The organism is Vreelandella sp. DA03-1M (assembly GCF_055725665.1).
The window spans coordinates 272,439-298,465 of record NZ_CM146798.1; the positions used below are offsets into that span (position 1 = coordinate 272,439).

The 26,027-nt window shown below is 54.0% G+C and carries 27 protein-coding genes and 1 other RNA gene; 15 read left to right on the forward strand and 13 right to left on the reverse strand.

Going from position 1 to position 26,027, the window contains the following annotated elements; genetic code table 11:
- Positions 1–2: 2 nt before the first annotated feature.
- The gene (locus ACXUPB_RS01280) at positions 3–572 is read right to left on the reverse strand and encodes a hypothetical protein (RefSeq protein ID WP_472954966.1); all 570 of its coding nucleotides are present in this window, start codon (positions 570–572) and stop codon (positions 3–5) included.
- A 120-nt stretch (positions 573–692) separates the two neighbouring features.
- On the opposite strand from ACXUPB_RS01280, the gene ACXUPB_RS01285 reads away from it, so the two are divergent.
- Positions 693–2,516, forward strand: coding sequence for a diguanylate cyclase (locus tag ACXUPB_RS01285; protein ID WP_472954968.1), 1,824 nt, complete (start codon positions 693–695; stop codon positions 2,514–2,516).
- Here ACXUPB_RS01285 and ACXUPB_RS01290 read toward each other — a convergent pair.
- Positions 2,513–3,469, reverse strand: coding sequence for a calcium/sodium antiporter (locus tag ACXUPB_RS01290; protein ID WP_472954970.1), 957 nt, complete (start codon positions 3,467–3,469; stop codon positions 2,513–2,515). The two genes, ACXUPB_RS01285 and ACXUPB_RS01290, sit on opposite strands and share 4 nt — an antisense overlap.
- Positions 3,470–3,836: 367 nt before the next feature.
- On the opposite strand from ACXUPB_RS01290, the gene ACXUPB_RS01295 reads away from it, so the two are divergent.
- Positions 3,837–4,043, forward strand: a complete 207-nt coding sequence (locus ACXUPB_RS01295; protein WP_007111857.1) for a cold-shock protein — start codon at positions 3,837–3,839, stop codon at positions 4,041–4,043.
- A 237-nt stretch (positions 4,044–4,280) separates the two neighbouring features.
- Here the strand turns inward: ACXUPB_RS01295 and ACXUPB_RS01300 are convergent, their stop codons facing one another.
- A complete protein-coding gene (locus ACXUPB_RS01300) occupies positions 4,281–5,486 on the reverse strand; it encodes an IS256 family transposase (RefSeq protein WP_035565815.1) in 1,206 nt (401 codons plus the stop codon).
- A 145-nt stretch (positions 5,487–5,631) separates the two neighbouring features.
- Here ACXUPB_RS01300 and ACXUPB_RS01305 point away from each other — a divergent pair, with 145 nt between their 5' ends.
- Complete coding sequence (locus ACXUPB_RS01305; protein WP_472954973.1) at positions 5,632–6,333, forward strand: metal-binding protein ZinT; 702 nt, start codon at positions 5,632–5,634, stop codon at positions 6,331–6,333.
- A 153-nt stretch (positions 6,334–6,486) separates the two neighbouring features.
- Positions 6,487–6,885 carry a lysozyme inhibitor LprI family protein gene (locus ACXUPB_RS01310; RefSeq protein ID WP_472954977.1) on the forward strand — a complete coding sequence of 133 codons (399 nt, stop codon included), beginning with the start codon at positions 6,487–6,489 and terminating at the stop codon, positions 6,883–6,885.
- 82 nt (positions 6,886–6,967) lie between these two features.
- Here ACXUPB_RS01310 and ACXUPB_RS01315 read toward each other — a convergent pair whose 3' ends face one another.
- Positions 6,968–7,747 carry a LuxR C-terminal-related transcriptional regulator gene (locus tag ACXUPB_RS01315; protein ID WP_472954980.1) on the reverse strand — a complete coding sequence of 260 codons (780 nt, stop codon included), beginning with the start codon at positions 7,745–7,747 and terminating at the stop codon, positions 6,968–6,970.
- A gap of 288 nt (positions 7,748–8,035) precedes the next feature.
- Between ACXUPB_RS01315 and ACXUPB_RS01320 the strand changes: the two genes are divergently transcribed.
- Positions 8,036–9,412 carry an APC family permease gene (locus tag ACXUPB_RS01320; protein ID WP_339885930.1) on the forward strand — a complete coding sequence of 459 codons (1,377 nt, stop codon included), beginning with the start codon at positions 8,036–8,038 and terminating at the stop codon, positions 9,410–9,412.
- A gap of 12 nt (positions 9,413–9,424) precedes the next feature.
- On the forward strand, positions 9,425–10,312 hold the full coding sequence (locus tag ACXUPB_RS01325) for a carbon-nitrogen hydrolase family protein (RefSeq protein WP_472954983.1): 888 nt from the start codon (positions 9,425–9,427) through the stop codon (positions 10,310–10,312).
- 284 nt (positions 10,313–10,596) lie between these two features.
- Here the strand turns inward: ACXUPB_RS01325 and ACXUPB_RS01330 are convergent, their stop codons facing one another.
- The 4 genes from ACXUPB_RS01330 to smpB all read right to left on the reverse strand — a co-directional run bounded on the left by ACXUPB_RS01330 (position 10,597) and on the right by smpB (position 12,515).
- Positions 10,597–10,902 carry a hypothetical protein gene (locus tag ACXUPB_RS01330; RefSeq protein WP_472954986.1) on the reverse strand — a complete coding sequence of 102 codons (306 nt, stop codon included), beginning with the start codon at positions 10,900–10,902 and terminating at the stop codon, positions 10,597–10,599.
- Between the two features lie 34 nt (positions 10,903–10,936).
- Entirely contained in the window at positions 10,937–11,188 is a 252-nt protein-coding gene (locus ACXUPB_RS01335; protein ID WP_472954989.1) for a hypothetical protein, read from the reverse strand.
- A 411-nt stretch (positions 11,189–11,599) separates the two neighbouring features.
- Positions 11,600–11,978: a transfer-messenger RNA gene (gene ssrA / locus ACXUPB_RS01340) on the reverse strand.
- A gap of 45 nt (positions 11,979–12,023) precedes the next feature.
- Complete coding sequence (smpB, locus tag ACXUPB_RS01345) at positions 12,024–12,515, reverse strand: SsrA-binding protein SmpB (protein WP_035562653.1); 492 nt, start codon at positions 12,513–12,515, stop codon at positions 12,024–12,026.
- Between the two features lie 125 nt (positions 12,516–12,640).
- Here smpB and ACXUPB_RS01350 point away from each other — a divergent pair, with 125 nt between their 5' ends.
- Positions 12,641–13,075, forward strand: a complete 435-nt coding sequence (locus tag ACXUPB_RS01350; protein ID WP_472954991.1) for a type II toxin-antitoxin system RatA family toxin — start codon at positions 12,641–12,643, stop codon at positions 13,073–13,075.
- The gene (locus ACXUPB_RS01355; RefSeq protein ID WP_336274714.1) at positions 13,065–13,382 is read left to right on the forward strand and encodes an RnfH family protein; all 318 of its coding nucleotides are present in this window, start codon (positions 13,065–13,067) and stop codon (positions 13,380–13,382) included. The genes ACXUPB_RS01350 and ACXUPB_RS01355 overlap by 11 nt, the downstream gene beginning before the upstream one ends.
- An 11-nt stretch (positions 13,383–13,393) precedes the next feature.
- On the opposite strand, the gene bamE is transcribed toward ACXUPB_RS01355, so the two are convergent.
- Positions 13,394–13,852 (reverse strand): outer membrane protein assembly factor BamE, encoded by a 459-nt coding sequence (gene bamE / locus ACXUPB_RS01360; protein ID WP_336274715.1) that lies wholly within the window; start codon positions 13,850–13,852, stop codon positions 13,394–13,396.
- 72 nt (positions 13,853–13,924) lie between these two features.
- Between bamE and fur the strand changes: the two genes are divergently transcribed.
- On the forward strand, positions 13,925–14,377 hold the full coding sequence (fur, locus tag ACXUPB_RS01365; RefSeq protein WP_007111850.1) for a ferric iron uptake transcriptional regulator: 453 nt from the start codon (positions 13,925–13,927) through the stop codon (positions 14,375–14,377).
- A gap of 143 nt (positions 14,378–14,520) precedes the next feature.
- On the opposite strand, the gene recN is transcribed toward fur, so the two are convergent.
- On the reverse strand, positions 14,521–16,194 hold the full coding sequence (gene recN, locus ACXUPB_RS01370) for a DNA repair protein RecN (protein ID WP_472954994.1): 1,674 nt from the start codon (positions 16,192–16,194) through the stop codon (positions 14,521–14,523).
- A gap of 210 nt (positions 16,195–16,404) precedes the next feature.
- Between recN and grpE the strand changes: the two genes are divergently transcribed.
- From grpE to ACXUPB_RS01390, 4 genes are all read left to right on the forward strand, one after another.
- Positions 16,405–17,046: a nucleotide exchange factor GrpE gene (grpE, locus tag ACXUPB_RS01375; RefSeq protein WP_472954996.1), complete on the forward strand. Its 642-nt coding sequence runs from the start codon at positions 16,405–16,407 to the stop codon at positions 17,044–17,046.
- 158 nt (positions 17,047–17,204) lie between these two features.
- Positions 17,205–19,139 (forward strand): molecular chaperone DnaK, encoded by a 1,935-nt coding sequence (gene dnaK, locus ACXUPB_RS01380; protein ID WP_472954998.1) that lies wholly within the window; start codon positions 17,205–17,207, stop codon positions 19,137–19,139.
- Positions 19,140–19,303: 164 nt separating this feature from the next.
- Positions 19,304–20,449: a molecular chaperone DnaJ gene (gene dnaJ / locus ACXUPB_RS01385; RefSeq protein ID WP_179916762.1), complete on the forward strand. Its 1,146-nt coding sequence runs from the start codon at positions 19,304–19,306 to the stop codon at positions 20,447–20,449.
- An 88-nt stretch (positions 20,450–20,537) separates the two neighbouring features.
- Positions 20,538–21,449: a DMT family transporter gene (locus tag ACXUPB_RS01390; protein ID WP_035582923.1), complete on the forward strand. Its 912-nt coding sequence runs from the start codon at positions 20,538–20,540 to the stop codon at positions 21,447–21,449.
- On the opposite strand, the gene ACXUPB_RS01395 is transcribed toward ACXUPB_RS01390, so the two are convergent.
- Genes ACXUPB_RS01395 through ACXUPB_RS01405 form a run of 3 tightly spaced genes read right to left on the reverse strand, consistent with a single transcriptional unit; the run spans position 21,427 to position 24,378 of the window.
- A complete protein-coding gene (locus tag ACXUPB_RS01395; RefSeq protein ID WP_472955001.1) occupies positions 21,427–22,176 on the reverse strand; it encodes an ABC transporter ATP-binding protein in 750 nt (249 codons plus the stop codon). The genes ACXUPB_RS01390 and ACXUPB_RS01395 overlap by 23 nt on opposite strands.
- Positions 22,170–23,255, reverse strand: a complete 1,086-nt coding sequence (locus ACXUPB_RS01400) for a FecCD family ABC transporter permease (RefSeq protein WP_335597341.1) — start codon at positions 23,253–23,255, stop codon at positions 22,170–22,172. Before ACXUPB_RS01400 ends, ACXUPB_RS01395 begins: the two co-directional genes overlap by 7 nt.
- On the reverse strand, positions 23,245–24,378 hold the full coding sequence (locus ACXUPB_RS01405; RefSeq protein WP_335597342.1) for an ABC transporter substrate-binding protein: 1,134 nt from the start codon (positions 24,376–24,378) through the stop codon (positions 23,245–23,247). The genes ACXUPB_RS01400 and ACXUPB_RS01405 overlap by 11 nt, the downstream gene beginning before the upstream one ends.
- Positions 24,379–24,645: 267 nt before the next feature.
- On the opposite strand from ACXUPB_RS01405, the gene ACXUPB_RS01410 reads away from it, so the two are divergent.
- Together ACXUPB_RS01410 and dapB are read left to right on the forward strand one after the other, a co-directional pair.
- Positions 24,646–24,927, forward strand: coding sequence for a DUF2218 domain-containing protein (locus tag ACXUPB_RS01410; protein ID WP_027958241.1), 282 nt, complete (start codon positions 24,646–24,648; stop codon positions 24,925–24,927).
- 80 nt (positions 24,928–25,007) lie between these two features.
- The gene (dapB, locus tag ACXUPB_RS01415; RefSeq protein WP_472955003.1) at positions 25,008–25,814 is read left to right on the forward strand and encodes a 4-hydroxy-tetrahydrodipicolinate reductase; all 807 of its coding nucleotides are present in this window, start codon (positions 25,008–25,010) and stop codon (positions 25,812–25,814) included.
- Positions 25,815–26,027: the final 213 nt, after the last annotated feature.

Consider the following 26,027-nt stretch of genomic DNA (forward strand, 5'->3'; position numbering starts at 1 on the left):
CTTTAGCCCTGGGACGAACCGTCAGCATCCAGGCGTAGCGGCGAAGAGGCTGGCAGCGGGGTAGTGGCAAACATCACCCAGGTATCCAGCGCAGGCCCCAGTGACTGCACCAACCGCAGTTGCTCGGGTGCCTGGGTGAGCACCTCTTCAGCACAGATGCCTGCTTCAAAACGTCCGGCGAGCAGGCCTTCTGCTACTGCCACCGTGGTGGGGGCATCAATGAGCTCCGCATAGCCCGTTAAATCAGTGTAATAGCGGGTGGCTGGCTGCAGTGCCACCTGGGTGGGCTGCGCAGTGGCACGTTGTGCGATCAGCGCCAGCGGCTTGCTACCCGCAATAAAGGTGTCGACCGGATAGGCTTGATGCATATAGCGGCCGACACAGTCGCTATGGGTGGCGTGGGCGGTGCACTGCAACACGTGGCTAACCTGCCCAGCAATAAGCGCCTGAAAGGCCGCTTCAAACTGGCTAAAGAGAGTCACGCTGCCTTCGCCTGAGCAACGCATTCTGAGATAGCGCTTGGCAATCAATTCGTGGTTATTGCCGCTAGGACCCAGGGTCGCAATGTGCATAGGAAACCTTAGTTGTTCTTGACACTGATGTAAGTTTTGTAGATACATGCGCTTGTGTGAGTGCGTGCTAAGCAGAGTAAAACGGCGCATCGCGAAATGATCGCAATGGAGATGTTAGGAATGCGTCGTACTTTTGTGCTTAAAATGCTCTTAGGAGCCACTATCCCATTGCTGATGACGCTAGGTAGCGGCGTGGCTCTGTATATAGCGCTTCAGAGCAGTTTGGATACCTCCGCACAAATGCTTCGAGAGCAGGCAATGGTTGCTGCTGCGAATAATTTAAAATTGCGTGTCGTAGATGCAGAAACAGGGCAGCGTGGCTATTTAATCGCTGGTCAAGATGAATACTTATTACCCTATCAAAAAGCGCTTATATCCTATGACCTGATCTATGATCGTGTCACGGAAATGTTAAACGAGCAGCCTGATCAACTAGAGCGCCTTAGAGAGGCGCGTACTTTGTTTGAACGTTGGCAAGAAAGTGTAGCCATGCCTTCGCTAGATAACCGTCGTGTCGGTGATACCTCACCCAATCTACAGCTGTTTGAACAGGGAAAGCACTTAATAGATAGCTACCGAATCACCATGGATGAGCTTACCGAAGTCGCCAATGCCCGTTTACGAGATAAGCAGCAGGAAAGTATTGCTATTGCACGTCGTGCAAATATTATTGCGACCATGGGGTTTGGCGGTGCAGCCTTGGCAGCATTGATATTATGGCTACTATTAGCAAATCGTACATCACTAGCTGTGAATGGCATTACTGATGCTGCAAAACAGATGATGGAAGGGAATTGGCGCAAAAGGGCTCCCGAGCTAGGCAATGATGAATTAGCCGCTATGGCCCGGGCCTTCAACCAAATGGCTGAACGCTTAGAGGCCATGGTGAGCGCGGAGAAGCAGGCGCGTCAATCGCTGTCACAGCATGTGGATGACATGGTCGCCAGTCGTACTAAAGAAATGCTAGCGATGAATCATCTGGTCGAAATGCTGCAGTCTTGCCACCTTCGTGATGAGGCGATACAAGTGCTGTACTCAGTACTCCCCAGTTTATTTACGAAGACATCGGGTGCTTTGCTTTTGCGGGATGAAGAGGGCGAGTGCTTTACCATCAGAGTAGCGTGGGGGCTGCAGGCTGGGCAAATTGATGCCTCAGTGGGCGAAGTGGATTGTTGGTCGTTGCGACGTGGTAAGCCTTATGAGGTTAACCCTTTAATGGATCACGGCGTCGTGTGCGGCCATATCCAACCTCAAGCGGGGGGCCACTATTGCGCGCCGCTGACAGCGCACGGTAATTCGCTCGGAGTCTTGCATATCTCGGTCCCCGACGATCACCATAACGAGTGGGTAAATCACAAACAGCTGGCGCAGGCGGTGGCAGAACAGGTCTCGTTGAGTCTGGCGAATATCCAGCTACGTGAACGCTTACAACAACAGTCGGTACGTGATCCCCTAACGGGGCTTTACAACCGCCGCTACCTTGAAGAGAGTTTGCAGCGCGAATTAGCACGTGCCAAACGCGAAAACGGTGCGCTATCGGTCATTATGCTCGACTTGGATCATTTCAAGCGTATCAACGATGATTATGGTCACTCTGCAGGCGATAAAGTCTTGGTAGTCGTCGGAGAATTGCTAAAGAATGCATTACGTGGTGAAGATTTAGTCTGCCGCTTTGGTGGTGAAGAGTTTACGTTAATCATGCCTGGCGCAACGCTCGAGATAGCTGCCCAGCGTGCTGAGCAGCTGCGGTGCTCAATTGAAAAGCTCACGATCGATATTGGTGATACGGCATTGCTCACTGTCACGAGCTCTTTGGGAATCGCCGCCTATCCTGATCATGGCGACGATGCCCAACTACTGCTTAATGTGGCCGATGATTCACTCTATAAAGCAAAACATGCAGGCCGTAATCAAGTGGTGATTGCTGATTTGCAGATCGCTTAAAAAACGCTAAAGCTTAGGGCGATGTAAGCCGCATAACCGGCAAGTAATGCGGCCCCTTCCCAGCGTGATAGACGCATACCGGTATACAAAAATAGCACCAATAGGGCAGCGGCTCCTAGCATCACCCATTGGTCAAACAGGGCCACGCGGGGTGCAAGGGGCAGTGGTTGTAAAAATGCTGAGATACCGAGGATGCCCAGAAGGTTAAATATGTTACTGCCCAGAATATTCCCCACCGCGACATCAGCATGACGGCGCAGCGCCGCAATCACCGACACGGCCATTTCAGGTAGTGAGGTGCCAACAGCGACGATGGTTAGCCCAATGACGGCTTCGGAAATACCCAGCGCCTGGGCTAACCCAATGGCGCCAAAGAGCAGTAGCTGCGACCCTCCTATTAGCATGCCTAAACCAATCACCAGCGCTAAAGCGATCATCCAACCCGTAGTGGGAAGTTTGGTCATCTCTTCGGCTTCTGAGGCATGCATATCTGCCGCCGGAATATGTTGACGGCTTTCGCTTACGTAAGCCCAAATAAGATAGCTAGCGAGACTGGCTATAAAGATTGCCGCATCAATGCGCCCTAATGCGCCACCGAATGAGAGTCCAATAAATAGCAGGCTGGCTAGCACCACCACCAAGCCATCCCGGCGTAGCGCTAAAGGTTGAACCACCATAGGGCAAATCACGGCGCACATGCCCAAAATCAATAAGATATTGCCGATGTTGCTGCCCACTATATTGCCAATCGCAATGTCTGGCTGTTGATTAATAGCGGCATCAATTGAAACGACCAGCTCGGGTGCCGATGTGCCGAAGCCAACGACGACCAGTCCGGTTAGCAGCGGCGAGACACCCACTCTTCGTGCGCCAGCGACAGCGCCACGAATAAGTGACTCCCCGCCCAGGGTGAGTAATGCGATACCCGCCAATAAACTAAGTCCATATAGCATGTTAAAACCTCTTACAGTGTACCCACCAGGCCGCGAACGAAGCGGGGTAACCCTGGCTAGTAAGGCGCGCTAGGCGATCGGATTAGTAGTGCCCAGCTCTTTGGCAAGATTAAGGCTATTTATGTAAATTTGCGCGGTTTAAATGGCTATGAAAAGTAGAGAAAAAATAAAAAAAACATAAAGGCTTTGACCTGCTGTGAACTACGTGACAGGATGTGCGCAGTTAGTAAGTTAGCAAGCAAGCATGGTTCCAGAAACATTCGAATTCTTTCGGTAGTCTGTAATTGTATTCCTTGTTCTACTCACTATTTATCTGGGTAATACCAGGATTTCTACAATTCGCGACTTGCGAAAAGGATTTAATATCATGGCAACTGGCACAGTTAAGTGGTTCAACGATTCTAAAGGCTTCGGTTTCATTGCTCCTTCTGACGGCAGCGATGACGTTTTTGCTCATTTTTCTGAAATTCAGTCTGATGGCTTCAAAACTCTGCCTGAAGGCGCTAACGTCTCTTTTGACGTTACCCAAGGTCAGAAAGGCCTTCAAGCTTCAAACATCAAGCTGCTTTCTTAATCCTAGCGATTATTTAAGTTCTCGAATCGTTTAGATTCGATGATCGGGCCCCGCTTACGCGGGGCCCGATGCGTTTGTGTCTTTGAATAAACTGTCCCTGTGGGCATTGATGTCCCTACTTTTCGCGATGGGCCTTCACAGTTATTTGATCTGGTCGCTGCTCCTACCATTACTTTCTGCTTTCTCCTGTATAAGATCGTCTGAGGGTGTTCAAAACTCTGTGTCAGCCAACCAGCCTTATAGGCTGATGTGATGTTCCAAGCGCCCTGGGAAGTGGATGGCCATCTGTGACAGCGTCAAGTTCCAGTTCTGCACGGGGTGCGTCCAGCGCTCAGAGGCCTTGAGTATACCGGCATAGAGCAGCTTGAGTAAGCTGTTCTCATTGGCGAAGCCGCCCTTGGTCTTGGTGAGCTTGCGGAACTGGCGGTGTACGGCTTCCACCGCGTTGGTGGTGTAAATCGCCTTGCGCACGTAATCGGGGTATTTGAAGTAGGCTGAGAGCGTGGGCCACTTGTCCCGCCAGGACTTGATAACCATGGGATATTTATCACCCCACTTGGCTTCCAGGTCATCAAGCGCAAGTTCGGCGGCATTGAGCGTGGCAGCCTTGTAGACGGCTTTCAGGTCGGCCATAAAGGCCTTCTGGTTTTTCGAGGCAATGTACTTCATCGAGTTCCGGATCTGGTGAATGATACAGTGCTGGATCTCGGTGTCGGGGTAAATCGACTCAATGGCTTCGGGGAAGCCCTTCAGTCCATCGATACAGGCAATCAGGATGTCTTTGACGCCCCGGTTGTAGAGGTCCGTGAGTACACTGAGCCAGTGGTGAGCACCTTCCTGGTCCGAGAGGTAGAGGCCGAGCAGTTCTTTCTTGCCCTCGATGTTCAGGCCAAGGAGCGTGTAGATCGCTTTGCTGACGTAGCGACCATTCTCTTTGATTTTGTAGTGAATGGCGTCGAGCCAGACAATGGGGTAAATAGCTTCCAGGTCACGCTCACGCCAGGCTTGCAGCTCCGGTAGCAGTTTGTCGGTGACGGCGTTGATGGTGCCGTTGGAGAGCGAAACACCATACAGCTCGGCGATGTGCGTACGGATGTCCTGATAGCTGTTACCGAGTGCGAACAGGGCAATGATTTTACGTTCCAGTTCGTCAGTAAGGTGGGTCTGGTGCTTCTTGACGATCTGGGGCTCGAAGGAGCCGGTCCGGTCTCTCGGTGCGTCCAGCTCAAAGCTGCCAGTCGGCCCCTTCATGGTCTTGCGACTGGAACCGTTCTTGCGGTTGGCTGTGTCCTCCGAGGCTAGATGGGCCTCCAGCTCACCTTGCATGGCGGCTTCGGTGAGTTGCTTGATCAACGGGGTCAGGATACCGTCTTTGCCGGTGAGGTCTTTGCCCTCACGCAGAGCTTGAAGTGCGGCATCCATATCGAACATAGGTTTGGTCATAAGTCATCTCTTTTCGGTTCAGTCTAAAGAAATGACACAGAATTCTGAACACTACCGATCGTCTTGCTTTAATGTTATGTTATATTGTATCTTTTGGTGATTCTGTTATTTCAACAGTAGAGAAATGAATAAGGGAGACCGAAGCATGGTACAGCGTAAAATGATGGTATTGCCGTTCAAAAGTGTCAGCGCGTTCGCATTCAGCGCTTTGCTACTGGCAGGTGCCCACCATGCCAGCGCTGATGATCATGGCCATGACCACAGTCATGATCACGGTCATGCTCATAACGACCACAACCACGACCACGATAGCGATATTTATGCAGGCTACTTTGAGGACGATCAGATTAAGGATCGTCCACTTGCAGACTGGGAAGGTGATTGGCAATCCGTCTATCCGTATCTACAGGATGGAACGCTAGATGAAGTGTTCGCGGACAAGGCAGAGCACGGCGATAAAACCGCCGAAGAGTACAAAGCGTATTACGATACGGGTTATCAAACTGATGTAGAGCGTATCGTTATCGACGGTAGCAACGTCACCTTCTTTGCGAGCGGCGAAGAGATGTCGGGCGATTACCAGTACGATGGCTACGAGATTTTAAATTACCAAGCGGGCAATCGAGGCGTGCGGTTTATTTTCGAGCTTGAAGGCGAGGGGACTGACGATCTCCCCCAGTATATTCAGTTCAGCGATCACAGCATTTACCCAACTGACGCAGACCACTACCATCTTTACTGGGGGGATGATCGTGAAGCGCTGCTGGATGAAGTGACTAATTGGCCAACCTATTATCCTTCAGAGCTAAGTGGTGAAGAAATTGTCGATGAGATGCTTGCCCACTAAACGGTAATGGCCACTTTTAACTGATCCAAAAAGCGCTGGCTCTCATGCCAGCGCTTTGGTTTTATTGGCACTGTTAAGTTAGGATTCAGGGTAGAGTTACCGCGTTTCTTCCTTATCGCTTGATCAAACGACAATAACATAGGGCCACTCATTATGCGTTTAAGGTCACTTTTCCTAGGGATCGGGTTTTTAGTCGCCAGTAGTGTTTCCTACGCGGGCGATAACTGTGATAGCGCTACTACTCAGATTGAGCTCAACGAATGCACAGCGCAGGCGTATCAAGCGGTCGATAAAGAGCTAAATGATGCTTATCAGTTACTTGTGGGACAACTAAGCAACAACGCCGCCTCGTTAGAAAAACTTAGAACTGCTCAGCGCGCCTGGATCGGTTTTCGCGATGCCGAGTGTGCGTTCGAAAGTAGCGCTGTTGAAGGCGGCAGTGCGCAGCCAATGGTCCGTAACAGCTGCCTTGAAGCACTGACAGAAGCACGAACTGAAACGCTACGTGAGCATGCTGAATGTGAAGAGGGCGATCTTAGCTGCTCGCGCTGAAAGGTGTTTTTTGTCTCGGCGATGAGCGGCTCTCCATTATTAAATTAATTTTTAGCTTTTAAAGGCCAGATAAGACGATGCTTCATCTGTGCTCGGCCAGCCGAGCAAACAGCGGCATCAGTAGCGAGAAGAGTTCCGCCTGAGACGAAATGCAGCACTTGGCATAGAGCTGGCGACGGAAGACCTTAACCGTCTGGAGGCTGACATCCAGGTGCAGGCTGATGGATAGAGATGAGTGGCCTCTTAAAATAAACAAGGCCACTTCCGCTTGGCGTGGGCTCAGCCGAATGCTGTGTTGCTGATTCAGGGCTTCTCTAAGGCGTTCCTCTAGGGGAGCGGGGGCCGCTTTATTCACACCTTCAAAGCGGTAATCTTGCCAATGCTTTTTCAGTAGCGAGCTGAGGGTGTTTTCGTACTGATGCAACTTCTCAAGTTCACGATGATTGAAAGGCTTGCCACTTGAGCGATCCCTACCCAAACAGGCGGTTATGGTGTCACTCTCGGTGACGTTGGCAAACACTGCTACCTCGTCTAGTAGCGTGGTCTGCTGGTAGTAATTCTTATAGTAATGCGTGCGTCGAAAGTGATCGGGTGCGATGTCTTTCAATCGACGTATGCCCTTAACATCGCCCTTCAGGTGCTCGCGGTAAAACGGATCCAGCAGGTAGTCTCCCCCTAGATATTGGCTATCCATGGGTAGATAAACCACAGGGTCGGTATATTCCCGATAGAGTACCGCTGGCCGGTGTTCGCCGTGATAAGCGATGATGATCAAGTTATCGAAGGCCGCTAGACGTTTCACCAATGTGGAGAAGTGTTGAGGCAATGCAGGCGTTCCCAAGGCCATGATGGTATCTGCCATCGCCTCGTCATTTTCGCTTTGAGTCACTGCTTACACATCCGCAAGTCCATACCACGCTAGGGTTATATACGATCCGATGAGCTGCCAATACCGTTCTAAAGAGGTTGGCGACTAAGCATCTCAGTCTAGCTGGACAGCTGTAACGCCAGCAACTGAGGGTTATTAGCCGACCATTAACGGTAGCAAGCTGGTCTAGCCTCGGCGGCTGGCTTGATCAACCACCTCTTCGTTTTGTGCCGACTCAGCGGACTGCCCGCTGTCGGTACCAACGTTTCCTGGAGATGGATCATGACGGATAACAATATCAAACTGGAAAGAACGCTATCCCTAAAAGCTGTGGTGCTGTTTGGCCTCGCCTACATGACGCCATTGATCGTGCTGGGCACTTTCGGTGTGATTGCCAGCACTAGCAATGGCGCCGTACCCACTGCTTACCTCATCACTACCGTTGCCATGCTATTCACGGCATACAGCTACGGCATTATGGCGCGTACTTATCCGGTAGCCGGATCTGCCTATACTTACGCACGCAGAGCCATCGACTCCCGGGTCGGCTTTATGGTGGGATGGAGCGTGCTGCTGGATTATTTCTTTCTGCCCATGGTGATTTGGTTGATCGGCGCTGCTTATTTGAATGCGCGCTTTCCTGAAGTGCCGAGCTGGATATTCCTGCTGGGCTTCATTGGCATCACCACTTTCTTGAATATCTACGGCATCAAGCTCGCGTCCAAAGTGAACTCGTTGCTGATGGTCTTCCAAATACTGGTGATCGCCTTCTTCGTACTGCTTTCAATTCGTCACGTATTTGCGACCGGTGGCACTGATGCGCTTTTTAGCCTGGGGCCGTTTTTGGGTGAAGAGGCCGGTTTCACCGCGATTGCTGCGGGCGCAGCGGTGGCCGCTTACTCTTTTCTTGGCTTTGATGCCGTTACCACACTGACCGAAGAAACCATCGACCCAAAACGTAATATTCCCAAAGCCATCATGCTCACCGCACTGATCGGCGGCGGTATCTACGTGCTGGTAGGTTACACCACCCAACTGGTTCACCCAGGTGGCAGCTTCGTAAACGCCGATTCCGCTGCCTTCGAGATTGCCACCACCATCGGTGCGGATCTCTTCGGAGCTATCTTTCTGGCCGGTATGGTGCTCGCCCAATTCACCTCTGGCCTGGCCGCTCAAGCAAGTGCCTCTCGGCTGCTGTTTGCCATGGGGCGAGACGCGGTACTGCCGCCCAAGCTGTTCGGTGCGCTGCACTCGCGTTTCCATACGCCGGTGTTCAACATCGTGTTAACGGGCGCCATTGGCATTATCGCCTTGTTCCTCGATGTATTATCAGCCGCCTCGTTCATCAACTTCGGTGCCTTCATCGCCTTCACGATGGTGAACCTGGCAGTGATCTTTCTGGTGAGCAAAGACGCCGACGCAAAGCGCCAGTATGGTGTAATTAGAGGGATGGTGGTGCCGCTTATCGGTGCTCTGGTTAACCTTTGGCTGATGAGCAAACTGGATATCAACGCCTTTATCCTTGGGCTGATCTGGCTCTCCATTGGTCTTGCCCAACTGGCTTATCTGACTCGATTCTTCCGTCGCGAACCGCCGGAAGTGGCCTTTGATGACTCAGAGCCCGAGTCAGCAACCGCCTCAGTAAAAGCGACCCATTAACGGAGATCTACCATGTCCAGAAATTTGCCTGTCCTTGTGGTGCAGGAAGCCTCGCGGCCGCACGGCATTGACTCCGAACTGCTGGACTTCGAGGCCGAGCTGGCGGTACACCTGAGCGATTTCGGTGCTGATTTTGAACAGCCAAGGATGGTGGTTTATCCGGAGCTTCATCTATGTGCTGCCGCGGGTACGCCAGAGCAGCGCAGGGAACAACTGGAAGCTGCTGCTGAGCCGATCGATGGCCCTCGTCACCAGCACTTATCACGTATCGCCCGCAACCTGGGGGTATGGCTGCTGCCCGGCACGGTATGTGAACGGGGAGAGGACGGGCATCTATACAATACTGCGCCGGTGTATTCGCCCGAAGGTGAGCGAGTGGCTGCCTACCGTAAGTGTTTCCCCTGGCGACCTTATGAGCCCTACCAGCCGGGAGATCGCTTTGAAGTGTTCGAGGTGCCTGGAATAGGTCGGGTCGGCCTAGCCATCTGCTACGACATCTGGTTTCCCGAGATGGTGCGTCAGCTAGCGTGGCTAGGGGCGGAGGTGATCATCAACCAAGTGGCCACCACCACCTGTGACCGCGCCCAGGAGCAAATCCTTGTGCAGGCCAATGCTATTTTCAATCAGGTATATATGGTGAGCGCTAATTCAGCCGCACCTGCGGGGGAAGGTCAGAGTCTGATCGTCGACCCCGAAGGCCGCATCCGCGCGAAAATGCCCGGCGCCACCTCGGGCATTCTGACCGACGTACTCAATTTGGACGAAGTTGAGCGTGTGCGTACCTTCGGCACGGCGGGGTTGAACCGTATGTGGTCTCAGTTCCGAGAGAACGATCCTGTGCTGGAATTACCCATGTATGAAGGCCGCATTGATCCGCGTAAGTGGAGGGAAAAGCGTTAAGCAGCCTCCACTCTCTCCAACCCCGCGTCATTCCCATGCTTTGCAAATATGCCATCACCCAGGTGATGGCTATTGCCTGCGATAAGTTGATTCTTCCCAAGCTTTCGTCGGGGTCGGCTGTTTCGGCTGTTGAGCATAAGGGTACTAGTCGTGTGGATAGGGAGACTTATCTTTGCTTTCTGCTTGAGCCCCTTCTTGTTGCTGTCGATAGAGTTCTGGCTGTTCGATGTACGTGAGTGGCACGCCAAACCATGCTGCCGTCGTTGCCCGCCAAAAGAATAGAATTAGTAGAATAGAAGACCTATTGCTAGATAGACTTCGAGACCCATAAACGCCATTACTTCCTGTAGCAAAGTAGACGTCGTTTCAATACCGATAATGTTCGGAAAAGAGTTGAACAGAATGATTAAGGCGGTACCGAACAGGATATTGCCCGACCGTCTTTGCTCTGCCTCTGAATCGCGCGCCCGTTTTTGGCGCATTAGGTAGTAGTCAATCATGTGCGGATCATTCCGCTTATAGGCAATTTTTCCATAATAAGCAATATGCACATAACCCTTTGGCTGCTCTTGGCTTGCAGAGGGGGTCAAGCGAAAGAGGCCCGGCATCTCAAGAATGAAAGCCCTAAAAACTATGCTTCATAGGCGTTAAGAACGCTGCCCAGACCGTGAATGAAGCGAGCACGATGACCACAAAGTTTAAATTACTGAGAATGGGGGTGTTTCTACTATCCCATTCTGCTAGCCCCATGAGACCAGCAAAAATCATTGCCAGATCCAGATAGAGAACGAACTGAACCATTTGAGCAGCTCGCTTACCTTCCCAGGCTTTGTCCAGGATGCTGACAAATTCTTTTAATGTGGTTTTTACACTCATGGTGCTGAAATGCCCGTTGCTAGGTTCATTGGCTATAAGCGTAAGACGCTTTTAACCTATTTTGAAGAAAGCAGTGGCTTCAGTGCGCTTCCTGGTCTATTCCCAGTAGCTCACCTCCCAAAATTGTCATAAGGATAACGACACTCTACTGGTGCCTTGGTGCGTCCGAGGGGCTGGTATTAAGAGGCTGCTGATGTGCTGAAAATAGCGGGCTGATGGGGTGCTTTTGGAATGCTGGCTTACTCCTCAGCCATGGCTTTGGACTCAAGATGCTGAAAAAGTATTGAGTATTGAAAAAAGCCAGTCATTCATCACCCATCATAACAATATCGAGCGATTTTTAGCTTGAGTGAGTATGTAGGATCAGAAAACAAAAAAAGCACCCGTAGGTGCTTGATTTGTATAGTAAGGTGGTGGAGGCGGCGGGAATTGAACCCGCGTCCGCCAGCACGCGCCTATTGGCTCTACATGCTTAGATTCCGTCATTTAGTTTAGCGCGACTGACTCCGACGGTCAGGATTCAGCCACGCGAGCCTTCTAAAGTTTAGCGCTTGGCGAGAAGACACCACCAAACGCGATCCTATCAGCTTTAGCTCGTATCCCCTCAGTGATGAATAGGCACATCACCTTGGGGCCAGACAAGAAGCTAACAGTTTAAGCTGCTAGCGCGCCTTGAGCGTAGTTTTCGTCATTTGCGACTATTTTTTCGTGATGTGGGATTTACGAGATACATCACGCTCTCGGCATGCACCGCAAGGGTTGTCACCGGCGTCGAAACCATGTCGCCCCCTTATTACAAGTGAGCATTCTAACGTGCTCACAGCTGATTGACCAGTTATGCCTTGGTATGTTCCCGCATAATTCGACCTTTTTGACGGTTCCAGTCGCGATCTTTTTCTGTCGCGCGTTTGTCATGCAGCTGTTTGCCGGTTACCAGCGCCAGCTCGCACTTCACTTTATTGCGCTTCCAATAAAGTTTGAGAGGCACACAGGTGTGACCCTTGTCCTGGGTGATCGAAAAGATTTTGGCGATTTCTTTGCGATGCAGCAGCAGTTTACGGGTGCGCGTAGGGTCGGCGATCTCATGGGTGCTTGCCGTGTTAAGCGGCATAACATGACTGCCCAGCAGAAACGCCTCGCCGTTGCGTACCAAAATGTAGGTATCGGTGAGCTGAGCTTTGCCGGCGCGCATGCTTTTCACTTCCCAGCCAGCGAGCGATAGCCCTGCTTCGAAGGTTTCATCGATATGGTACTCAAACCGTGCCTTCTTATTTTGGGCAATAACGCTGCTACCGGGACCCTTACTTTTACCTTTCTTAGTGGCCATGGAACCTCATAATTAATCTGTCAGTGGCATCCCCTTCGTTATTTGGGGAGGCGTGATACCATTTAGAGTATGAAAAATATTCCCCATGATACGCTTTGGGCACTGTGAAGTCAGCGGAGAGGTCAATGCCAACCGTCAATCGTTCCGCCTTGGTGCGGCACACCCCCCAGAAAATGTTCGATCTGGTTAACGACTTCGAACGTTACCCGGAGTTTTTGCCCGGTTGTCGTCAGGCGCGTTTGGTCGAGCATGATGATGAGCATCTAATCGGCGAAATGACTCTTGGGCGCGCCGGCGTCGAGCAAACCATCACCACACGTAACGACTTATTTGCACCTGAGCGTATTGAGCTGTCGCTGGTAAAAGGGCCCTTCAAACGTCTAAAAGGTCGCTGGCTGTTTATCCCTATGGGGGAGGGCGCCTGCAAGGTCAGTTTAGAAATGGAGTTTGAATTCGCCAATCGGCTGCTCGGTATGGCCTTCGGCAAGCTTTTTCAGCAAATAGCGGGGCAGTTGGTCGATGCCTTCACCAAGCGCGCAAACGAGCTGTATGGCCGGTGAGATGCTCGCAATTGAGGTAGCCTTCGCGCTGCCGTCTAAGCAGCGCATCGTGGCGCTACGGGTGCCTGAGGGCACCACCGCACGTCAGGCCGTTGCCTTGGCTGATTTACCGACGCTATTCCCTGACATGCCTGATGGCACATTTTCTCAGGCACCGCTAGGGATCTTCGGCAAAGCACTACGCGACCCCGACACCCAGTTGTTGCGTGAAGGAGATCGAGTAGAAGTTTACCGGCCACTGGCTATCGATCCAAAAGTCGCTCGCTTGGAGCGTGCAAAGCGCCAAGCGAGCGACTCTGGGCGATAGATAAGCTTGCTTTAAGGCTGTGAAACAGGCTGCGCACTCGGCGGTATTGGCGCCCGCGTGCTCTCTGTGGGTAGCGCATCCATTGGGTCAACACCTTCCGTTGCTGGCCCCATGCTGCTCTCACCGTCGAGCGGCAGCGCTTCCGATAAATCACCCTCTTGCTCAATGTTCACCAAGCGGCCCTGTGGGTCGAAAGTGAGCGTAACGCGGCGTTGTTCTACATCACCGTACGCCTTGTCTAAACGAAATACATAGTCCCACTGGTTGGCATCAAAGGGCGCTTCTAACAGCGGCCTGCCCATCACGTAAGTAACCTGCTCTTGAGTCATGCCGGGCTGAAGTTGGCTCACCATCTCCTGAGTGACCAGGTTGCCTTGGGGAATATCGCGCTTGTACACGCCAACGTAGCTGCAGCCACTAACAACGGTCAGGGCAACGGAAAGCGTGATGATTCGAGTCAATTTTTGCATTTGGGCCTATTCTTCACTATCGTGGTTTCGGTTGATCATACCCGACCTAACCTGTTACTGCGAAGAGCGACCATGGCCGATCAGAACCATGAATTGCGCAAAGCCGGTCTGAAAGTGACCCTGCCGCGCGTCAAGATACTTCAGATTCTCGAAAATGTTTCGGGTCAGCACCACCTTAGCGCGGAAGAAGTGTATAAAACACTGATTGATGCGGGCGAAGATGTTGGCCTGGCAACTGTATACCGTGTATTGACTCAATTCGAGTCGGCAGGGTTGGTTATTCGTCATAATTTCGACGGTGGCCACGCAGTATTTGAGATGACCCAAGAGGATCACCATGATCATATGGTGTGCCTGGAAAGCGGTGAAATCATTGAGTTTGTTGATGAAATCATTGAGCGTCGTCAGCAAGAGATCGCTGAAGAGCATGGCTACGAGTTAGTGGATCATGCGCTAGTGCTTTATGTTCGTCCGCGTGGCTCCGATGTGACCCGCCAAGACAGCGGGCCAACGAACAAGAAATAATGTTCGTGGATAGACACTGCTCGCGGCTCGAAAATATGAGCGCCCCTGCATTACCTGTTTAAATTCGCCATCAATGGAATTTGTCAGGTAATGAGGGGCGTTTTATTTTGCCGCGTATAACGTCCCGTTCGATGCTTTTCTAATCAGTGCGGTGGGCGCTGACTTGCGTGCAGCATTTCACGGGCATGAGCGAGAGTTTGGTCAGAGAGCGTCACACCGCCCAGCATTCGCGCCAGTTCGCTGATGCGCCCTTGCTCATCGAGCAGCGCCATTTGAGTTAGCGTGGTGTCGCGTTTCGCCTGCTTCTCGATATGCAAGTGCTGGTGTGCTTGGGCCGCCACTTGCGGTAGGTGAGTCACGGTCATTACCTGACCGTTCTCGCCTAACTTGCGCAGTAATTGACCTACAATCTCCGCAGTCGCGCCTGAAATACCCACATCCACTTCGTCAAATACCAGGCTGGGCACCGTTGAGTGCGTCGCTGCGACGACTTGAATGGCGAGACTTATCCGCGACAATTCGCCGCCGGAAGCGACTTTGGTCAATGGCCTCGCGGGCTGGCCGGGGTTGGCGCTGATCAAAAATTGAACACGATCAAGGCCTTCAGGGGAGGGCGCGTCTTTTGCGGTGACCTCTACTTCAAAGCGCGCTTTGCCCATGGCCAAAAAGCCCAACTGCTGCTGTACCTCTTTACCCAAGCGAAGCGCGGCTTTTTGACGGCTCTCGCTGAGTTTCTTCGCCTCTTGGCGATAGTCTTCGCGTAGCTCGACTACCCGTGCACTGAGTGCCTCCAGGTCATTGCCACCCTCTTCTAACTGCGCGACTTCTCGCTGTAGATCGGCATGCAGGGCGCATAGTTCTTCAGGGGCAACGTGATGCTTACGGGCGATCCGATGCACGTCGGTCATGCGCTCTTCCACCCAGGCGAGCCGCTCGGGGTCTAATTCAGTGGTGCTAGCGAGGCGATTGAGTTCGCTGGAGGCCTCCTCCACTTGAATGCGCGCATCGCTCAGCATGGCCAGTGTATTGGCCAGCGTGCCTTTGTCACTGCCCGGCAGGGCACACAAGTGGGCGAAAGCTTGGTTGAGCAGCGAGAGTGCACCACCTTCATCGCTGGCACAGCAGTCGGCGGCAAACTGGGTCTCGCGCAGGGTTTCTTCTGCGTGGGCGAGCGTATGTTGCTCCTCCTCCAGCGTCGCCAGCTCGCCCTCCGCCAGGCCGAGCTGATCCAGCTCTTCCACCTGATAACGCAGCAACTGCCGTTTGGCCTCTACCTCACTGCCTTCTTCGCTGAGCTTCTTCAGTTGGCGACGCGCGTTGCGCCACTCGCGAAACGTTTCGGCCAATTGAGCGGTGGCATCGTTTAGGCCTGCGTAATCGTCCAGCAGGGCAAGGTGGGTCTCTTCGCGCATCAGTGCATGGTGGGCATGCTGTCCATGAATCTGAATCAGCTGCTCGCCAAGGGATTTTAGATCCGAAATAGTCGCGGGGTGGCCATTAATCCACGCTTTGGAGCGGCCGTTGGCGGTCACCACGCGGCGCAGCAAGCACTCCTCAGCGGGAAGCTCCCGCGCCGTTAGCCACTCGATGGCGGCAGGCAGGTGCTGAATGTCGAAACGTGCGGATAGGTCCGTACGTTCGCGGCCGTGACGCACGCTGCCGGCGTCGGCACGCTCGCCCAGGCAGAGCCCAAGGGCGCCTAACAGGATCGATTTGCCCGCCCCGGTTTCCCCGGTAATCGCGGTCATACCGCCAGTCAAGTCGAGTTCTAGGTGATCGACAATGGCGAAATCTTGAATAGCTAGCTGAGTAAGCATGGCGCCTCCTGAGGCGGTACAGCATAGAAGCTGGATACTTATCCAATAGTTGTTGATTTATACAGTAGTTAATAACTCACTTCAATGCACCTCTTGAGATGGAATTAATGGCCCCCATATAGCTTGCATGATCAGTTAAAGCTAGTGACTTAAAGGCTTACTTCTTGCGCGCTGCCCGCGTGGTCGCGCCCTACTTTTGAGGAGCACAACATGGCGAAAGAACCGCAAACACCGATGGACGATGAGCTGGCCCGCCACGAGCAAGAAGCCGATGGCGCCGAACAGGCGGCGGAACAAGCCGCAGAAGAGCGCTTGATGGAAGGCGAGCTGGAAGGATTGATCAATGACGAAAAGCCGTTAGATGGTAGCGTCGATAACCCTGAAGCGGAAATGCTGGCAGCCCAAGTGGATGAGCTAGAGCAGAGTTTGGCTGAGGCTAAGGATCAAGCCCTGCGTGCCGCCGCTGAAGCGCAAAACGTGCGCCGTCGTGCGGAGCAGGAAGCGGAAAAAGCGCGCAAGTTTGCCCTGGAGAAGTTCGTTAAAGAGCTGCTGCCAGTGGTGGATAGCTTGGAAAAAGCGCTTGAGACCATGGAAGAGGGTGCTTCAGAAATACACCGTGAAGGCGTTTCCATGACCTTGAAGATGCAGTTGGATGTGCTTAACAAATTCGGCGTAGAAAGCATTGAGCCCCATGGTGAGCCCTTCGATCCGCAGGTACACGAAGCCATGACCATGGTGCCTAACCCGGATCTTGATCCGAACACCGTGATGGACGTTATGCAGAAAGGCTATTTGCTCAATGGACGCTTAGTGCGCCCGGCCATGGTCGTAGTGAGTAAAAAAGCCGATTAAGCCACTGGCGGCACAGAAGTGAAAAAAGTGTGTGAAAAAAAAGCCCTTGAAATGTCAGCGGCGGCCCCCAAATAAAGGGCAACCCCGCGGGGAAACCCGCAGACAAGCTTTAAAAGCTAAATTTTCAGTTTTGTAACAACCGAATTCGAGGTATTGCTATGGGACGTATAATTGGTATCGACCTGGGTACAACTAACTCTTGTGTGGCCGTGCTTGATGGTGACAGCGCTAAAGTCATTGAAAATGCCGAGGGTGGTCGTACGACCCCTTCAATCATCGCTTATACCGATGATGGTGAAACGCTAGTCGGCCAGGCGGCAAAACGCCAAGCGGTGACTAACCCAGAAAACACCCTGTACGCCATTAAACGCCTTATTGGCCGTCGCTTTAAAGACGACGTCGTCCAAAAAGATATCAAGATGGTGCCGTACAAAATCACCGAAGCCGACAACGGTGATGCTTGGGTTGAAGTAAAAGGCAAAAAAATGGCACCGCCGCAGGTCAGCGCGGAAGTGTTGAAGAAAATGAAGAAGACCGCCGAAGACTACTTGGGCGAAACGGTCACTGAAGCGGTGATTACCGTACCGGCCTACTTTAACGACAGTCAGCGTCAGGCGACCAAAGACGCCGGCCGCATTGCGGGTCTAGACGTTAAGCGCATTATTAACGAGCCGACTGCTGCCGCACTGGCCTACGGTATGGACAAATCCCGCGGCGACAAAACCATCGCGGTCTACGACCTGGGTGGCGGTACTTTCGATATCTCAATCATCGAAATTGCCGATGTTGACGGCGAAACCCAGTTTGAAGTGTTGGCCACTAACGGCGACACCTTCCTGGGCGGCGAAGATTTCGATTTGGCGCTGATCAACTATCTGGTTGACCAGTTTAAGGCTGACAGCGGTATTGATCTGTCTGGCGACAACCTCGCTATGCAGCGTCTGAAAGAAGCCGCTGAGAAAGCCAAAATTGAGCTTTCCAGCGCTCAGCAGACCGACGTGAACCTGCCTTACATCACCGCCGACAACACTGGCCCGAAACACCTTAACGTGAAGGTGACACGCGCCAAGCTGGAGTCGCTGGTAGAAGATCTGGTTCAGCGTTCACTTGAGCCGTGCAAAATGGCACTTAAAGATGCTGGCTTGTCCGCGTCTGAAATCGACGAAGTGATTCTGGTCGGTGGCCAGACACGTATGCCGATGGTGCAGAAGAAAGCCGCTGACTTCTTCGGTAAAGAAGCCCGCAAAGACGTTAACCCGGACGAAGCGGTTGCCGTGGGTGCGGCGATTCAGGGCGGCGTACTGGGTGGCGACGTTAAAGACGTGCTGCTGCTCGACGTTACTCCGCTAACTCTGGGTATCGAAACCCTGGGTGGCGTGATGACGCCGCTGATCGAAAAGAACACCACCATCCCGACCAAGAAGACACAAACCTTCTCAACGGCGGATGACAACCAAACGGCGGTGACCATTCATGCCGTACAGGGTGAGCGCAAGCAAGTGTCGCAGAATAAGTCGCTGGGTCGTTTTGATCTTGCTGACATTCCGCCCGCACCGCGCGGCGTGCCACAGATCGAGGTTGCCTTCGACTTGGATGCTAACGGCATTCTGAACGTATCGGCGAAAGATAAGGCCACTGGCAAAGAGCAGTCGATTGTCATCAAGGCGTCTAGCGGTCTGTCCGAGGAAGAAGTCGAGCAGATGGTACGCGATGCTGAAGCTCATGCGGAAGAAGATAAGAAGTTCGAAGCGCTGGTGCAGCTGCGTAACCAAGCTGACGGCATGATTCACGCCACGCGCAAAACGGTGGAAGAGGCTGGTGACAAAGCCACTGCCGACGAGAAGCAGGCGATTGAGACGGCCATCAGCGAGCTGGAAGAAGCAGTTAAAGGTGACGACGTCGATAACATTCAGAAGAAGCTGGATGCATTGACCGAAGCCTCTGGCCAGCTAGCCCAGAAGATGTACGCTGAGCAGGCCGAAGCGGCGCAGCAAGAGGGCGGTGAAGGTGCCGAGAACGCGGGCACCAAGCCGGACGAAGACGTGGTTGATGCTGAGTACGAAGAAGTCAACGACGATCAGAAAAAGCAGTAACAACCTCTTTCTGCCAAGGAAAGCGGTGACGCGGGAGCTTACTCCCGCGTTGCTGTTTCCGCGGCCAAGACGCACGTAGTTAAGTATCACGTAGTTAAATATACAGTTGAATACATGGCTAAATGTGCAGTTGAGTGCGTAGCTAACCAGGAGGCGTAGGGCCTATGTCCAAACGCGATTATTACGAAGTCCTGGGTGTCGAAAAAGGGGCCGATCAGAAAGAGATCAAGAAGGCCTATCGCCGTCTGGCGCAAAAATTCCACCCTGATCGAAACCCGGACGATACCACCTCCGCGGAAAAATTCCGCGAAGTGTCCGAAGCGTATGAAGTGCTTAGCGACGGCGAAAAACGCGCAGCCTATGACCAGTTCGGCCATGCAGGCGTTGATGGCCAAGGCGGCGGCGGTGGTTTCGGCGGTGCTGGCGCTGGTGATTTCAGCGACATTTTCGGCGATGTGTTTGGCGATATTTTTGGCGGAGGCGGTGGTCGCCGCCGTGGCCCCAATGCCCCGGCGCGCGGTTCCGACCTGCGCTATAACCTAGAGCTGGATCTAGAGAACGCCGTTTCAGGCACCACAGTCGATATCCGCGTACCGCGACATATCGAGTGTGACCGTTGCGATGGCGGTGGTGCGGAGCCGGGCTCCTCTAAAGAGACCTGCCCGACCTGCCACGGTCACGGTCAAGTGCGTATGCAGCAGGGCTTCTTCGCCGTGCAGCAAACGTGCCCCACCTGTCATGGTTCTGGTCAGCACATCAAAGTGCCGTGCCATAAGTGTAATGGAGAAGGGCGCGTCCGTGAGACACGCACGCTGTCTGTGAAGATTCCGCCCGGCGTGGATACCGGTGATCGTATTCGCTTGAACGGCGAAGGCGAAAGCGGTGTGAACGGTGGCCCACCTGGGGATTTGTACGTCCAGGTAGCCATCAAACCGCACCATATCTTCCAGCGTGACGGTAAACACCTGCAGTGTGACGTGCCGATCAACTTCGTCGACGCAGCGCTAGGTGGCGAGCTTGAAGTGCCGACGCTCGATGGCCGCGTGAAGCTGAAGATTCCGCCGGAAACGCAAACCGGCAAGCTGTTCCGCCTGCGTGGTAAAGGCGTGAAGCCAGTGCGCGGTGGCATGCCAGGCGACTTGCTATGCAAGGTAGTGGTCGAGACACCAGTCAAGCTTAACGACGAGCAGCGCGACTTACTGCGCCAGCTGCAAGAGAGCTTCGACGGCAGCAACAGCCACAGCCACTCACCGAAGAAAACCGGCTTCTTCGACAGCGTGAAGAGCTTCTTTGAAGATATGAAGCCGTAAGTCTGAGATAATGGTTAGCAGTTAGTTGTTTGGTTCAAAAACCCCCGGTTCGCCGGGGGTTTTTGCTGTTTAGGGGGTGCTGCGCGCAATGGATAACCTTCAGGAAAGGCCCACAAAGGGCATCTTGCTCCGGGTGCTCTCAGGCGCTCTGTTTACTGGCATGCTGGTGTGCATTAAAGCCGTGAGCGACGCAGTGCCGGTGGGGCAGTCGGTGTTTTTTCGCTCATTGTTTGCGCTGCTGCCTATCGTGATTTTTCTGTTGCTGCGGCGGGAGTTTCCCCAGGGGTTGGCTACGCGGCGCCCCTTGGGGCATGCGTTGCGTTCGGGGATGGGGGCGGCGGCGATGTTTGCCTCCTTTGCGGCGGTGGCGCTGCTACCCGTTGCCGAGGCGACACTATTAGCCCAGCTAACACCGGTGTTTATGGCGATAGGTGGCATATTGCTGTTGGGGGAGCGTTTCTCGCTCTACCGCGCTGGCGGCATAATATTGGCGATTGCTGGAGTGGCAGTGCTGATCTTGCCTGGGCTCAATGCCAGTTCCAGCAATGGGCAAATAACCGGGTACGCGTTAGGGGCGCTGGGTGCGCTGTTAACCGCGGGGGCGCTACTGACCGTGAGGCGTATTTCGCGCACCGAGAGTGCTGCCTCCATCGCCTTCTACTTTATTGTGGTGGCAGCGCTGGCTGGGCTTGCCACGCTCCCGCTGGGCTGGGCCGCGCTCACACAGGCGGAGTTTGCCCTGTTGGTGCTCTCTGGCCTGTTTGGCGGCGCTGCCCACATCGCGATGACATTAGCGCTGCGCTACGCCGAGGCGTCGCGGTTGGCGCCTTTTGAATATATTGCCCTGGTGTGGCCTGTGCTCGCCGACTGGGTGCTGTTTGGCATACCGGTCTCCAGCGGCTTCCTACTAGCGCTACCGCTGATGTTAAGCGGGGTAGCGCTAGCGGCGATGGAAGGGCGACGGCTTAGGTTAACGGCTAAATGGCTGCTTCGACGATAAGCTGCGGCTGGCCTTTCGAGCACGGCTCAATTCGGGCCGTGACTTTATATACTTGCTGCAACAGTGCTGGCGTAATCACTTCAGCGGTGGGGCCGCAGGCAATCAGGCGGCCATTTTCCAGCAGCATGGCGGCGTCGGCGAAGCGTAGCGCATGCCCCAGGTCGTGGAGTGCCACCAGAATCAGCATCTGGCGCTGGTCGGCCAACCGGCGCAGCACCGTCAACAGACTAATTTGCCGGTTAAGGTCGAGTGCCGAAGTGGGCTCATCCAGCATCAGAATCTCCGGCTCTTGCACCAGCGCTTGGGCGGCGCTGACCAGCTGGCGCTGGCCGCCGCTGAGGTCACCAATATCGCGCTCGCCAAGAGCCGTGATCGCCAGCTCGTCCAGCGCCCGGTCCACCTGGGCTAAATCCTCAGGCTGCACTTTTAATCCACGCCCCTGCATGCGCGCCAAAAGCACCGATTCATACACCGTGAGCACCGCTTTGGCGCCGGTGTCCTGGGGCATATAGCCCACTGGGCGCTCGGCGCTGGTGCCGCTGATGATCACCTCGCCTTCGCCTTTCAATAGTCCTAACACACGCCTAAAAAGCGTCGACTTACCCGCTGCATTAGGGCCCAGCAGCGCGACGACTTGCCCGCCTTGAAAGCAGGGCGTGGTGATCTCTTGCAGAATAGGGCACCGCCCATAGCGGGCGGATACGCGGTTCAGTTGTAGGGTTACCATGAGGCCTTCTTGTGGTTAAGCACTAGAAATAGGAAGAAGGGAATGCCCACCAGCGAGGTGATAATGCCAATGGGAATAATGGTGCCGGGGATAATGATCTTGGAAATGACCGAGCCCACGGAGAGTATCAGCGCGCCGCACAGGGCTGAGCCGGGCAGAAAGAAGCGCTGATCCTCGCCCAGTAAAATGCGCGCAATATGGGGCCCGACCAAGCCGATAAAGCCAATGGTGCCCACGAACGCTACCGCGATAGCGGCGAGTAGTGACACCAATACCAGCACTTCCAAGCGCAGCGCGCGGGGATTGACGCCCATGCTCTCGGCTTTGGCATCGCCCAGGCGCATAGCCGTCAGCGCCCAGCCATGCCGGGCAAGCAGCGGCATCGACAAAGCGAGAATGCTAAGGGCGATCCAGAACTTGGGCCAGGTCGCTTTGGTCAAGCTGCCCATGGTCCAGAATACCACCGCGGATACCGCCTCTTGGCTGGCAAAGAACTGAATCAGCGCCATTAGCGAGTTGAAGATAAACACCATGGCGATGCCGAGCAGCACAATGGTCTCTACTGTCACGCCGCGCTTTAGGCTTAAGGCATGAATTAAAAACGCGGTGAACATGGCCATCACAAAGGCGTTGATGGGCACTACAAACTCAATGGCGGCGGGCACAATGGCCACCCCAAAAGCGAGGCCCAGCGCGGCGCCAAAACTGGCCCCGGCGGAAATGCCCAAGGTAAACGGGCTGGCGAGCGGGTTGCTCAGAATGGTTTGCATCTGGGCCCCGGCCACCGACAGGCTGGCGCCCACTACGAGCGCCATCAGCGCCACCGGCATACGAATTTCCCACAGAATCACCCGCGCCTGCTGACTTACGCTGTCTGGCGTAAACAGCGCTGCGATGACTTCACCCAGGCTATAGCGCGCAGGCCCCAGCGCCAGGTCAACGCAGAGGCTAAAAAACAGCGCTAATACCAGTGCCGCCAATATCAGTTGGCGGCGGAACACCTGGCTATGGTAGAAGGCGCGCCCCTGTGAAAGGCGCTCTGTGACCTCCGTTTCCGTTATCCTCGTATCAGTCGTCATGGAGCGATATCCAGTAGCCGGGTTCATAGTCGATGGGCAGGAAGCGTTCGTGCAGTTCTTCCATGGTGGCGTTGGGGTCTAGGTCGGCAAAGAGCTCCGGGTGTAGCCACTTGGCTAACTGCTGCACGGCCACAAAGTAGTAGGGGCTGTTGTAAAACTGGTGCCAAATGGCGTGGAAATTGCCAGATTCAACGGCCTTAATGCCGGTCATCGCGGTGCGCTCGGTCAGCGCTTCCAGCTTGGCGTGAGCCTGTTGCATATCGGAACCAGGCCCTACGCCCACCCAGTCGCCGCCAGGTACGTAGGCATCCCAGTTGCCGCCGGTAACAACCACATGGTCGGGGTTGGCGGCAATAATCTGCTCAGGGTTCAGATTGCCGAAGCTGTTAGGAATAATGCCCTCGGCAATATTGTGGCCGCCGGCCAGAGTGACATAATCGCCAAAGTTGGCGGGGCCAAAGCTCATGCAGCACTCGTCGGAGTAGCCGCCGGCCCGGTCAATAAACACGCTGGGGCGCTCTGGAGTGGCCTCGGCGATGACGTCAGTTACCCGTGCCAGCTGTGCCTCGGCAAACTCGATAAACGCTTCGGCCGCGGCTTCATCGTCCATGATCTGGCCGATGATGCGCATGGAGGGAATGGTGTTCTCAAGCGGGTCTTCGCGAAAATCCACATAGATGATCGGAATGCCGAGCTGCGCCAACTTGCCGTCGTAGGCGGCGTCTTCTGTGGCGGCTTTAGCTTCGATGTTCATCAGCACCACATCAGGGTTAAGCGCGGCGGCCTGCTCCACATCGAAGGTGCCGTCTTTAAAGCCGCCAAAGGTGGGGATCGCTTCAATCTCTGGGAAGCGCTCTAGATAGCGGGCATAGTTATCAGGGTCCGCCTGAGAAAAGTCTTCGCGCCAACCGACCACATGGGCAAAAGGGTCTTCCGGTTCGAGTAGCCCAAGCAGATAAATTTGCCGCCCTTCACCTAAAATAACCCGCTCGGCAGGGGCGTCCAGAGAGATTTCGCGGCCAGCGACATCGGTAACAGTGATATCGTCCGCCACAGCAGTGGCGCCGCAAGCAAAGCTGATAAGCGTACCAAACAGGATTTTTAAGCGCGGAGAACTGAGCATTTTTTAAACTCGTTGGTCAATATTGATTAACAGGTCTGGCATCACTGATGCGCAGTAACGCTTTGATAGCACAGAGATGCAATTGCTATTGTAACTGATTAGCGTTTGGGCGGCACCACTGGGGTGCCGCGCTGAATGGTTCACATGCTACGCTTTGTTTTTGCCATTTATTCTTCGGCGACGGCTTCACGTATTGGGCTCTAAACGGCAATTGTGTTGTTGTAGCTTTTTTAGTTAGCAAGTACTTACATTTATGGAGAGGCCGCTATGCCTTTATCTCGTGTTGAAATCGCCACGCCTTCCGCCGAACGTTTAATCAATCGACTGTGCAAGCACTGGGCGCATAAGTTGGAGGTCGAGCAGAGTGATCAGCAGGCTACCATTACCTTTGCCACCGGGACCTGCTTAATGGTCGCTGAATCGGATAAATTGGTAGTAGCCCTGGAAACCCTCGAAGAGGAGCATCTGGATGAATTGGAGGGGGTAGTCGAGCGCCACCTAATGCGTATGGCCGGTGATGAAGAGTTGGCGATTGTTTGGGAAAACTAGGCCACGAAGGGTCTGCTATAATCGAGCTGATTTTGAAAACATAAGTCTTACGCACCGAAACGCAGAGCGCAGGAGTTCGCATGACCCGAATTGCCATTGTAGGCGTGGCTGGCCGCATGGGCCGGACGTTGGTAAATGCTGTAGAGCAAGATGCTGAGGCGACGCTGGCTGGTGGAATTGTGGAGCCAGGCAGCTCCTTAGCGGGCGCTGACATTGGCGAGTTGGCGGGTGTCGGGAAGCGCGGCGTTGTTGCGGTCGATTCCCTGGCGTCGATTGTCGATGACTTTGATGTGCTGATCGACTTTACGGCTCCGCAGGTCACGCTGGATAATCTGGCGTTCTGCGCCGAGCACGGTAAGCGTATCGTGATTGGTACGACTGGCATGAGCAATGATGAGCTGGCCCAGCTTGATAGCTACCGCGATAAGGTGGCCCTGGTGTTCGCGCCCAATATGAGCGTCGGGGTTAATCTGACGCTGAAGCTGCTCGAAACGGCTGCCAAAGCGCTCGGCGATGAAGGCTACGATATTGAAATAATCGAGTCTCACCACCGCCATAAGGTTGATGCGCCTTCCGGCACCGCAATCAAAATGGGCGAAGTCATCGCCGATAGCCTGGGCCGTAACCTTAAAGAGCACGGCGTGTTCGAGCGAGTTGGTCAGTGCGGCCCACGCACGGATAAAGAGATTGGCTTTGCCACCGTTCGCGCTGGCGATATCGTGGGCGAGCACACGGTGATGTTTGCCACCGAAGGCGAGCGCATCGAAATCACCCATAAAGCCTCCAGCCGCATGACCTTTGCCAAAGGCGCAGTTCGCGCGGCACGTTGGGTCGCCGGCAAAGAGGTCGGCCGTTACGATATGCAGGATGTGTTGGGTTTGGATTAAGGAATGACTAATGCTAATTGCCCTGTCACTCAGGGGTAGTTTTAGGCCAGAAATTCCTGTAACATTTCAAAAATTTTGGCCGGGTGGCTTAGAAGCTCTGACTTACAGACCTTAGACGGCGCGCTTGTTGCGTTGGCCAGCCCAAAGCCTGTCCCGAGTCCGCTAGCCAGTTTTAGCTTGTGCCAGCGGCTCAGAAGGCATCGAACAACAAGC